Here is an 11536-nt window from a genome sequence, read left to right on the forward strand (position 1 = left end):
GATGGACCACGCGACAAGTCGACTTGGCACCGCCAGCCGCGCCGCATTGAGCGAAGGCGGCGAGCTGGCGCGCAATATTGCCGCGTTCACGCCGCGCAGCGCGCAGCAGGATTTTTCCGCCGCGATTGCGAATGCGTTCGAACACCGCGGCGTGCTGTTGGCGGAGGCCGGCACCGGTACCGGCAAGACCTTCGCCTACCTGGTTCCGGCGATCCTGTCCGGTCTGAAGACCATCGTGTCCACCGGCACCCGCGCGCTGCAGGACCAGCTCTACCATCGCGACTTGCCGCGGGTGCGCGACGCACTCGGGGTCGGCCTGAAGACCGCGTTGCTGAAAGGCCGGTCCAACTATATGTGTCATTACCGGCTGCAGCAGGCCAAGGGCGAGCCGCGCTTCCACTCTCTCGCGATGGCCTCGCAGTTCCAGCGCATCGTGGCCTGGTCCAGTCGCACCCGGATGGGTGACATGGCCGAGCTGGAGGACCTGCCGGACGATTCGCCGCTGCTGCCAATGGTGACCTCCACCGCCGATAACTGCCTGGGCAGCGAGTGCCCGTTCTTCTCGGAGTGTTTCGTGGTCCAGGCGCGGCAACGTGCGCAGGCCGCCGACCTGGTGGTGGTCAACCATCACCTGCTGCTGGCCGACCTGGCGCTGAAGCAGGAAGGCTTCGGCGAGATACTGCCCGGTGCCCAGGCGTTCGTGGTCGACGAGGCGCATCAGTTGCCGGAGCTGGCGGCGCAATTTTTCGGTGAAGCGCTAAGTGCCCGGCCATTGGTGGAGTTGGCCCGCGACGCGCTGGCCGAGTGCAAGCAGACTCCGGGGGCATTGGCCGTTTTGCAGGAGCCCACGCGCGCGCTGGAGCAGGCGGTGCGCCAACTGCGCGCGTCAATGGACGAGCTGCCAGTGCGTGGCACCCGTCGCCGCGCCGCTGAGGACGCCAACGCCGAGGCCGGACTGGATGGCCTGCTGCAGGCGTTACGCGACCTGCACGCCGCGTTGTTGCCACTGCGGGAGGCGGCGCCGGGTTTCGACAGTTGCACCGCGCGGGCCAGGGAGTTCGAGAAACGCCTGTTGCGTTGGCGTGATGCCGACGATGCAGGAGCTGTGGAAAACGTGGCGGATGCCGGGGTCGACGGTATCGATCCGTCGCCGTTCGCCCCGCAGCATGTTGATGTCCCGGTCGCCGACCCGGACGATCGCGGTCCGCTGCTGGATGGCAGTGAGCCCAGCGTGTTGTGGTACGAGCTGACGGCGCGTGGTTTTCGCCTGAGCCGCACGCCGCTGGATGTTGCCGGTCCGCTGGCCGAGCACCGCGCACGCTCGCAGGCGGCCTGGGTATTCACCTCGGCCACACTGGCGATCGGCGGCCGCTTCGAGCATTACGCCATCAAGCTGGGCCTGCATGAGCCGACCACGTTACTGGCACCCAGCCCGTTCGATTGGCCGCAGCAAGCGTTGTGTTACCTGCCCCCGGGGCTGCCCGAGCCGTCGGCGCGTCACTACACCGCCGCCATCGTGGAGGCGATCAAGCCGGTTCTGGAGGCGTCCGCAGGCCGTGCGTTCGTGTTGTTTGCTTCGCACCGGGCGCTGCGTGAGGCTGCCGAATTATTGCGCGGCGGCCCGTGGCCGCTGTTCGTGCAGGGCGAGGGTCCGCGCTCGCTGCTGCTGGAGCGCTTCCGTGGGTCGGGTAACGGGGTGTTGCTGGGTGCCGCGAGTTTTCGCGAGGGCGTGGACGTGGCCGGCGATGCGCTCAGTGTGGTGATCATCGACAAACTGCCCTTTGGCGCGCCCGATGATCCGGTGTTCGAAGCCCGGCTGGAAGCGATCCGGCGCGACGGTGGGAACCCGTTCCGCGACGAGCAGCTGCCACAGGCGGTCATTGCGCTCAAGCAGGGCGCCGGGCGCCTGATCCGCAGCGAGACCGACCGCGGTGTATTGGTGCTGTGCGATCCGCGGCTGTCGGCCAAGAGCTACGGGCGGGTGTTCCTGGACTCGTTGCCGCCGTTGCCAAAGACGCGGCGCATCGAGGAGGTGGAGGACTTTTTTGCGTCACAGTCATCACTCCTGGCGGAGACCATCAATGAGTGACCAGGGCCGATGAAATGAAGCTGCTCGCGTTTGAACTGTCTACCGAGGGCTGCTCGGTCGCGTTGTGGATCGATGGCGAGGTGCATGAGCGTTTCGAGGTTGCACCGCGCCGGCACGCCGAGCTTGCGTTGCCGTGGGCGGAAGCCTTGCTTGCGCAGGCGGGCTTGAAGAAGTCGCAGTTGGATGCAATCGCCGTCGGCCGCGGGCCGGGTGCATTTACCGGCGTGCGCCTGGCGATCGCCATTGGACAGGGCATCGCGTTGGCGCTGGACTGCCCGATTGTCCCGGTATCCACGCTCGCCGCGCTCGCGGCTGGCTGTCGTCCGGCCAGTGCCGCCCAGTTGCCCGGGCAAGTCGCGGGCAGGCCCGATGGACGCATTCTTGCTGCAATCGATGCGCGCATGGGCGAGATCTATTCCGGTGCGTTCGAGTGGCGCAATGACGGACTCATCGCCATCAGCGAGGAAGTTGTGGTTGCCCCGGACGCGGCGCAACTGCCCTCCGGACCCGGCGACTGGCACGGGGTTGGCACCGGCTTTGAGGCTTGCGATGGCGCGTTGGGATCACGCCTTGCTGCCAGATTCGCGAGCATCGATGCGACGGCGTTGCCGCATGCGGCTGCGGTCGCCACGATCGCGGCGGCGGCGTTGGCTCGCGGTGAGGGAGTCGCGCCGGAGCGGATCGAACCGGCCTACCTGCGCAATCACGTTGCCCTGACAACGGCAGAACAAAAGGCTTTGCGGGCCTCCAAACCGCCGCGTCCCTAACGGTCTTGCAGCTGGCCGTCCGGCAAGAATGCCCAGGTGCGGGTCACGTGCAGGATGTCGGGATCCTCGTCGGTCGCCGGTAATGGCGCGTAAGGTTCGGCCAGCTTGGCAATACGCAAGGCGGAAGCATCCAACAGCGCGATGCCGCTGGTCAGCACGATCTGCGAGTGCTCCACCGTGCCATCGCGGCGGATCCCGATACTGATGACCACCTGTCCGGCCAGCCGGCGCCGACGGGCCTCGTCGGGATAGTTGAGGTTTCCGACGCGCTCGACCCGGTCGACCCAGCCACGCAGGTAGCTGGCCCAGGCGTATTCGGCGGTGCTGGCGGAGACGAACTTGCGCTTGGGGCGCTTGGCATAACGCTCGGAGCGCAAGTGTATTTCCGCTGCCAGCCGGGCCATCGCGACGTCGCGATCGATCTTTTCCTGGCCGGGAGGCAGTGGACGGTCGCTGGCCTCGGGAGTTTCCAGTGCGGTGGCAACGGCGGCCTCGCTACGCGTGCTGCTGATGACCCGTGCCCGCGATCGTGGTTGCGGGGCGGGCGACTGCGCGCGCAATTGGCGCTGGGCAATGCCATCGGTGGCCTGTGGCAATGGCCCCGATTGGCGCTCGCTCGGGCGCGTGCTCTTGTCGTGTTCGCCGCCGCCCAGATTGTTGGCCTGGGCCAGGAAGTCGGCCTGTTCCGGAGTCAGCGCGCTGCGGGTCTGGGTCAGGATCACGTCAAGAGTCGGGACTACCGGCGCGGCGTTTTCCAGCGCGAAGCCGACGCCGAGCAGCAGCATCCCATGGACCAGCAACGACAGGACCAGTGTCGCGCCCAGACGTTGTTGTTCACCGATCACTGGCGCGGCTGCCACGCTCACGTGTCGGCAGCCGCCCGTGCCTCGATGGCATCGAACAGGCTGGCGGCGATGTTCAAGCCGAACTGTGCGTCCAGCTCGCGGATGCAGGTGGGGCTGGTGACGTTGACCTCGGTCAGGTAGTCGCCGATCACATCTAGACCGACGAACAGCATCCCGTGACGTTTCATCTGCGGCCCGACCTGGGCGGCGATCCAGCGGTCGCGCTCACTCAGCGGGCGGCCTTCGCCACGTCCGCCGGCGGCGAGGTTGCCGCGGAACTCGTCGCCCTGCGGAATGCGCGCCAGGCAGTAGTCGACCGGCACCCCGTCAACCAGCAGGATGCGCTTGTCGCCGGCGCTGATCTCGGGGATATAGCGTTGCGCCATCGCCATGTGGGGCCCATCGCCGAGCAGGGTCTCCAGGATCACGTTGGTGTTCGGATCGCCGTGGCCGACGCGGAAGATCGAGCGTCCTCCCATTCCGTCCAGCGGCTTCAACACAGCTTCGCCCTGTTCGGCGATGAATGCCTTCAGCATTGCCTTGTCGCGGCTGACCACAGTAGGAGGGCAACACTGCGGAAACAGCAATGCAGCCAGTTTTTCGTTGTAGTCGCGCAGGCCTTGCGGGTCGTTGACCACCAGCGCACCGGCGTCCTGGGCGAGACTGAGGACTTGGGTGTCGTAGATGAATTCGTTGTCGACCGGCGGGTCCTTGCGCATCAACAGCACGTGGCCGGCGCCAAGGTCGACCTGGGTCTCCGCTTCCAGCTCGAACCAGTTGGCCGGGTCGTCGCGAACACGCAGCCGGGCCACCTTCGCTACCGCCTTGCCGTCGCGCAGGCCGAGTCCGCCCGGCACCACGTACCACAACCGGTGCGAACGCCGCTGGGCTTCCAGCAGCATGGCGAAGGTGGAGTCCTTGGCAATCTTGATCGACCCGATCGGGTCCATCACGACGACGATGTCGAGGGGCATGGCGACACTGGCTGTAGGGAGTGGCAACGATGGTAGCAGGGGCTCCGGCAGATCGCCGCAGCGGCGCGCATTCATCTTGATCGCGAACGATTCCGTGCTTGACAGCTTGCATCTGGCTTGGAATAAAGGGAGCCTACGCAACGCGCCCGGGGATTTGGCATTGGCGCTTCGCATTGGGATATCGGGGACATTTGAAGATGCACGACGAGGTTCGCAACGGCAGCCTTGATGGTTTGCGGGTCATGGTGATTGATGACTCCAAGACCATCCGCCGTACCGCCGAGACATTGCTCAAGCGTGAGGGCTGCGAGGTGGTGACCGCCACCGATGGTTTCGAGGCGCTGGCAAAGATCGCCGACCAGCAGCCGCAGATCATCTTCGTGGATATCATGATGCCGCGCCTGGATGGCTACCAGACCTGTGCGCTGATCAAGAACAACCAGGTTTTCAAGAGCACGCCGGTGATCATGCTGTCCTCCAAGGACGGCCTGTTCGACAAGGCGCGTGGCCGCATCGTGGGCTCCCAGCAGTACCTGACCAAACCATTTACGCGCGGGGAACTCCTCGACGCCATACGAACGCACGTCAACAACGCCTGACCGGGGGGTAAGGCAACCAATGGCACGTATTCTTCTGATCGAGGATTCGCCGACTGATACGGCGGTCCTGACCCAGTTGCTGGAACGCAACGGACATGAAGTGCTCGCTTCGGGCAACGCCGAGGACGGCATCGATACCTGTCGCCGCGAGCAGCCGGACCTGGTGTTGATGGACGTGATCCTGCCGGGGATGAATGGTTTCCAGGCGACTCGCGCCTTGTCGCGCGATGAGGCCACCAAGGCCATACCGGTATTGATCGTCAGCACCAAGGGCATGGAAACCGACAAGGCCTGGGGCCTGCGGCAGGGCGCCCGGGACTACATCGTCAAGCCGCCACGCGAAGACGAGTTGATCGCGCGCATCAACGAGCTGCTGGGGCCGTGAACCACCCGCTGGCGACGGCGCCGGATCCGTTTGCGATCCTGGTCAATTACGAGCGCCGCAGCCTGGCGCATGTCGCCGGGCTGCCAGAGCAGCTGGAAGCGCCCGGCCTGTGGCGCGGCGTGGGTTATCGCATAGGCAATCGTCGGCTCGCCTCCGGGTTTGACGAGGTGCTGGAGATCCTGCCGCTGCCCCAGGTCACACCGGTGCCGGGCGCGCGCTCATGGCTGCTGGGCCTGGCCAACGTGCGCGGAAACCTGTTGCCGGTAGTGGACCTTCGCCAGTTCATGGAAGGCGAGCGCACCGTGCTGCACGAAGCCCAGCGCATATTGCTGGTGCGCCAGCCGGGCGGCGACGTCGCGGTGTTGGTCGACGAGCTGTTCGGCCAACGAAGCTTCAACGAGTCCCAGCTGGAGCCCGCCGATGGATCAGGCCATGCCGGCTTGATCGAAGGCCGTTATACCCATTTCATCAGCCGGGCTTACCGCCTCGGCGAGCATCCCTGGGGGGTGTTCAGCCTGGACCGGCTGGCCCGAACCCCGGAATTCAGGCAGGCGGCCTTTGAATCGCCGCGCGCCGAACTCCACGGCAATGAAACCCACGCCAGCAACGCACTTGAGGTCGAACATGAGCACTGAAATGAATTCCGTCGCCGGCAAGACCCGCAACATCGGGGTCAATACCTGGTTGATCGTGCTGGGCTTTTCGGTGCTGATTTTCGGCCTGAATACCGGTTATGCAACCTGGAAGGCCGCGCGCCTGGGTGGTGCCAGTACATCGGCCTCGAACCTGCAGGTGCTGTCGCAGCAGCTGGCAGTGCGCGGCCGGGAAGCCGTCGGTGGCGACCAGGCGGCGTTCACCTCGTTCAAGGCAACCAAGGCGGAAGTCGATGCGAACATCGGCGACCTGACCACGAACTTCGGTGACACCCCCGGGGTATCCGGGGCAATCGGTGATGTCAGCCAGACCTGGGCGCCGTTGGACAAAAGTGCACAGCAGGTAATCGCCAGCGAGAAGGCCGTGCTTGGCCTGGCCGGTAGTGCCAACAGCTTCACCAAACAGGTCCCGGACCTGCAGGCGCGGCTGGACGAGCTGGTGCGCGCGATGTCCGCCAGCGGCTCGCCATCGTCACAGGTCTACTACGCGCTGCGCCAGGTCGTGTTGTCGGGGACCATGGCCCGGCGGGTGACCGAGATCCGCGCCGGCGGAAACACTGCCGAAGCCGCGGGTGAAGGCCTGGCTCGCGACGCTGCGGTATTCGGGAACGTGCTGGCCGGCTTGCGCAATGGCGATGAGGGCACCGGCATCACGGCGCTGAGCAACGCCAACGCCTTGAACGCCCTGGGCCAGGCTGAAACGTTGTGGACGGCGATGAAGACCGACCTGGATGCGATCCTGGGAAGTTCACAGAACCTGTTCAGTGCCCAGGCCGCGGCCGACGCGATCACCACTGGCTCGGACAAATTGCTGTCCGAAAGTCGCTCGCTGTTTGATGCCTTCAACGCATTCGGCTCATTGAAGGACACCAGCTTGCTGGGCAACCTGTGGGTATCCATCATCTCCGGTTTGGTCGCGTTGCTGGCGATTGCCGGACTGCTGTTCTCGCTGAACCGCGCCCAGCATGCCCGCTACAGCACCAGCAAGGAGCTCAATGACCGCAACCAGGAGGCGATCATGCGCCTGCTGGACGAAATGGGCTCGCTGGCAGAAGGCGATCTGACCGTCAAGGCGACCGTGACGGAAGACATGACCGGCGCCATTGCAGACTCCATCAACTTCGCCGTCGAGCAGTTGCGCAGCCTGGTACAGACCATTACCGACACCTCGGTCCAGGTCGCCTCCAGCGCGCAGGAGACGCAGGCCACGGCCATGCACCTGGCCGACGCGGCGCAGCATCAGGCGCAGGAGATTACTTCCGCCTCGGGTCGTATCAGCGAAATTGCCGCCAGTATCGACCAGGTCTCGAAGAACTCCGCGGAATCGGCTGACGTGGCACAGCGCTCGGTGCAGATCGCGACGGCCGGTGCCGGCGTGGTGCGCCAGACGATTCAGGGCATGGACAACATCCGTGACCAGATCCAGGAGACCTCCAAGCGCATCAAGCGCCTGGGCGAGTCCTCCCAGGAGATCGGCTCGATCGTTGAGCTGATCAACGACATTTCCGAGCAGACCAACATCCTGGCGCTGAACGCGGCCATCCAGGCGGCTTCGGCCGGTGAGGCCGGCCGCGGGTTCGCGGTGGTGGCCGATGAAGTGCAGCGTCTTGCGGAGCGCTCATCCAATGCGACCAAGCGGATCGAGTCGCTGGTCCAGACCATTCAATCCGATACCAACGAGGCTGTCAGCTCGATGGAGCAGACCACCACCGAGGTGGTGTCAGGTGCGCGTCTGGCGGAGGACGCGGGTACCGCGCTGGGCGAGATCGAGAAGGTCTCCTCGGATCTGTCCGGATTGATCCAGGGGATCTCGACGGCCGCGCAACAGCAGTCTGGCGCGGCGGCCAATATCACCCAGACCATGAACACGATCCAGCAGATCACCTCGCAAACCACCGAGGGCGCCAACCAGACCGCGCAGTCGATTGGAAACCTGGCGCAACTGGCCGCCGACCTGCGGCGTTCGGTTGCCGACTTCAAGCTCCCGGCCTGAGGCGAAAATTGGATCGACGGATGAACAGCCTGACACCCGGTCGCTCGCAACCCCTGCGCCCGCTCGCCAACCAGTGGAGTGCTGCGTGATGACAGTGATGCGCGACGCGATCGACACCACCACGCTGGGTTGGATCAAGCCGGAGCTGGACGAGACCTTGCGCCTGGCGCGCCAGGAGATCGAGGCGTATGCCGAATCGCCTGGCGACGGCAGCGCGATGCGGACCTGCGCCAGCCACCTGCACCAGGTCCACGGGACCTTGCGCATGGTGGAGCTGTACGCGCCGGCAATGGTTGCCGAGGAAATGGAGCGACTGGCCCTGGCCTTGCTACATGGCGAGATCAGCGATCGCGACGACGCCTGCACGATGCTGATGCGCGGGGTGGTGCAGTTGCCCGATTACCTTGAGCGCCTGCAGGGTGGCCACCGGGATATTCCGATCGTATTGCTGCCGCTGCTCAACGAGTTGCGCGCCACGCGGGGCGAGGCCGGACTGAACGAAAGTGTCTTGTTCGCGCCGAATATGAACCGACCGTTGCCGGTCGACTTGCCGGCACCCCGGCAGAGCGCGGACACGATTCGCACCGGCCGACAGCCGGCCAGTGAGAACCTCGTGGCACTGGGTCGGGAGCTGGCGCAATGGCCCGAGAACGGCGCGCCGGCGGATGCCGCGCGGCTGGCCCAGTTGGTCGATGGCCTGCTTTCGGAAGTCTCGATCGAGCCATTGCGACGCATGCTGTGGGTCGCATCATCGGTTGCCGGTGCGCTGCGTGACGGCGCACTGCCTCCGACGCGCACCTTGCGCCTCGCCTTTGGCGGCGTGGAACGTGAGGCGCGGCAGCTGCTGGGCGAAACCGGCTACCGTGCACCGGGCGGCGAGCCCAATGCCGAGCCAACCCGACAACTGCTGTACCACGTTGCCCATAGTGACGACGGCCATCCGGCACTGGACAGTCTGCGCAAGACCTTCGAGCTGGATGTGGCACCACCCACTGTATCGGAGCTCGAGCACGCTCGAGGCAGCCTGAGTGGCCGCAATCGCGCGTTGCTGGATACCGTATCCAGCGCGCTCAAGGAAGACCTGTTGCGAGTGAAGGACGCACTCGATCTGCATCTGCGCACGGGTCAGACCGGGGTGGAAGACCTGCGCCCGCAAGTGGAGACGCTTGGCCGGGTCAGCGACACCCTCGGCATGCTCGGGCTTGGAATCGCTCGCGGCGTGGTGGTGCAGCAACGCGATGCGATGCAGGAGATCGTCTCCGGCCAGCGCGCGGCAGAAGAATCCGTCTTGCTGGATGTCGCCGGCGCGCTTTTGTATGTGGACGCCTCGCTCGACGAGCAAGTCGCCCGGTTGGGATTGTCCGACGATCACGCCGACGAGGATCTGCTGGCGAGCGAGTCGCGCAAGATCCTTGAGGTCGTGGTACGCGAGGCGATTGCGAACTTCGGTGACGCCCGCCAGTCGTTCGTCGCGTTCGTGGAGACCAACTGGGACCACGCCGAGCTGGTCGAGGTTCCGCGCCTGCTCGGGGAGGTCAGCGGTGCATTGCGCATCCTGGATTTCAACCTGCCGGCGGATTACCTGTTTGGGATACAACGTTATGTCGAGGTCGAGCTGATCGACCGCAAACGTGTCCCCAACGGGAAGCAGCTGGACACCATGGCCGACGCCCTGGCCAGTGTCGAGTACTACCTGGAAGCGCTGCGCGAGCAGCGGCCCAGCCGCGACCGCATTCTGGAGATCGCCCGTCATAGCCTGGCGACACTGGGTTACTGGCCAGTGCCGGCACCACTCGACGCCGACCAGGTCGTGACGCCATCACCCCTGTCGTCGCGGGATGAGGACGAGGCTGCCGCCGCGATCGACCGGTTGTCGGTCGATGCCCCAATCCTGCACGAGACCGCGGAGCCGGATCCGGACGCGCCTGCAGTCAAGACCGGAGTCGAAGCGCATAGCTCCGGGCCGGTCGTCCTGGTGGGCCGCGGTGTCGATGGTTTTGGAAGCAACGACGACATCGACGACGAGATCCGCGAAGTCTTCCTGGAGGAGCTGGAGGAGGAGATCGGTAATCTGGGGACACAGCTGTCCGTCTGGCGCCAGGCGCCTGAAAACATGGAGCAGCTGCGCTCGTTGCGTCGCGTCTTCCATACCCTCAAGGGCAGCGGGCGCCTGGTCGGGGCCAGCACCCTGGGTGAATTCAGCTGGAAGATCGAGAATGTCCTCAACCGCGTACTGGAAGGCACGCGCCTGGCCAGCCCCGCGGTCGTGGCGATCGTCGAGCATGCGCACATCGCGCTGCCCCAGTTGCACGCGGCGCTGCAAGGTGTCGGGGAGATCACCGCTGATCTGGAGGGCCTGCAGTCTGTTGCCGATCGGATCGCCGAGGGCGAGGAAGCGTTCCATACCCCGACCATCGCGACGGCCGTGGAGGTGGAAAGCCCGGTTGATATCGGCGCTGCTGGCGAGCCCGAACCCGAACCCGACGTGGCTGACCGGGCACCGGAGTCAGAAGGATTCGAGACGCCAGTGCTGGCCGAGGAACCGTCCGGAATTCCCGCGTCGGTCGACCCGGTACTGCTGGAGATCCTCGGTACCGAAGTCACCGGGCACTTGGGCACGATCCAGGACTGGCTGAGCACTTGTCAGGATCAGCCGCAGCCGGCCGATGACCAGTTGCAGCGTGCGATCCACACCCTCAATGGCGCGTTCGCGATGACGGAAGTGCCCGTCATTACCGAGATCACCACGCCGGCAGAGGCCTATGTCCGGCGACTGTTGGCCACCGGATTGCCGGCCACCGCCGAGGGTGTCTTGGCGATTGCCGGGGTTGCGACCGCCGTCGCCAGCACGCTTGCCGCACTGCAATCGGAGCGGCCGCGGGTGCCGGAGTTCGCCGGTGTGGCCGAGCGGATGCGAGCATTGCGCGACAGCCTGCCCAATGCGCGGGCATCGGGGCCACTGGTCGACATCGACGTCCCACTGCCGGCAGTTGCCACCAGCGGGATATCGATGGTTGATCTGACCCCCTATGCGGGTGACGACGATGCCGGGGTGGCTGACGAGGCCACGCTGACTGATACCGAAAGCGCCGAGCTGGAGCGGGCCGAAGCCGAGCGGATCGAAGCCGAGCGGATCGAAGCCGAGCGGATCGAAGCCGAGCGGATCGAAGCCGAGCGGATCGAAGCCGAGCGGATCGAAGCCGAGCGGATCGAAGCCGAGCGGATCGAAGC

The 11536-nt window shown here is 65.5% G+C and carries 8 protein-coding genes and 2 pseudogenes; 7 read left to right on the plus strand and 3 right to left on the minus strand.

From position 1 onward, the window contains the following. Position 1: 1 nt before the first annotated feature. Positions 2-2089 (plus strand): ATP-dependent DNA helicase, encoded by a 2088-nt coding sequence (locus ACW7G1_RS03715; protein ID WP_456978405.1) that lies wholly within the window; start codon positions 2-4, stop codon positions 2087-2089. Positions 2090-2103: 14 nt separating this feature from the next. Further along, positions 2104-2856, plus strand: a complete 753-nt coding sequence (gene tsaB, locus ACW7G1_RS03720) for a tRNA (adenosine(37)-N6)-threonylcarbamoyltransferase complex dimerization subunit type 1 TsaB (protein ID WP_456978407.1) — start codon at positions 2104-2106, stop codon at positions 2854-2856. On the opposite strand, the gene ACW7G1_RS03725 is transcribed toward tsaB, so the two are convergent. Both ACW7G1_RS03725 and gshB read right to left on the minus strand, forming a co-directional pair. Beyond that, positions 2853-3722, minus strand: a complete 870-nt coding sequence (locus tag ACW7G1_RS03725) for an energy transducer TonB (protein WP_456978408.1) — start codon at positions 3720-3722, stop codon at positions 2853-2855. The genes tsaB and ACW7G1_RS03725 overlap by 4 nt on opposite strands. Beyond that, the gene (gshB, locus tag ACW7G1_RS03730; protein WP_456978409.1) at positions 3719-4675 is read right to left on the minus strand and encodes a glutathione synthase; all 957 of its coding nucleotides are present in this window, start codon (positions 4673-4675) and stop codon (positions 3719-3721) included. The genes ACW7G1_RS03725 and gshB overlap by 4 nt, the downstream gene beginning before the upstream one ends. 197 nt (positions 4676-4872) lie before the next feature. On the opposite strand from gshB, the gene pilG reads away from it, so the two are divergent. The 5 genes and pseudogenes from pilG to ACW7G1_RS03755 form a co-directional block, all read left to right on the plus strand. Beyond that, positions 4873-5274: a twitching motility response regulator PilG gene (gene pilG, locus ACW7G1_RS03735; RefSeq protein WP_456978410.1), complete on the plus strand. Its 402-nt coding sequence runs from the start codon at positions 4873-4875 to the stop codon at positions 5272-5274. Between the two features lie 19 nt (positions 5275-5293). Continuing rightward, positions 5294-5659: a response regulator gene (locus tag ACW7G1_RS03740; RefSeq protein WP_456962301.1), complete on the plus strand. Its 366-nt coding sequence runs from the start codon at positions 5294-5296 to the stop codon at positions 5657-5659. Next, positions 5656-6216: pseudogene (locus ACW7G1_RS03745) on the plus strand (chemotaxis protein CheW); the annotation flags it as partial. The gene ACW7G1_RS03740 and the pseudogene ACW7G1_RS03745, both read left to right, overlap by 4 nt. A gap of 67 nt (positions 6217-6283) precedes the next feature. Then, positions 6284-8305, plus strand: coding sequence for a methyl-accepting chemotaxis protein (locus ACW7G1_RS03750; protein WP_456978411.1), 2022 nt, complete (start codon positions 6284-6286; stop codon positions 8303-8305). 97 nt (positions 8306-8402) lie between these two features. Next, positions 8403-11084, plus strand: a pseudogene (locus ACW7G1_RS03755) (Hpt domain-containing protein); the annotation flags it as partial. On the opposite strand, the gene ACW7G1_RS03760 reads toward ACW7G1_RS03755, so the two are convergent. Beyond that, the coding region (locus ACW7G1_RS03760) for a pentapeptide repeat-containing protein (RefSeq protein ID WP_456978836.1) at positions 11047-11536 on the minus strand (490 nt) is incomplete at its 5' end. The pseudogene ACW7G1_RS03755 and the gene ACW7G1_RS03760 overlap by 38 nt on opposite strands.

The organism is Lysobacter sp. A378 (assembly GCF_054052125.1).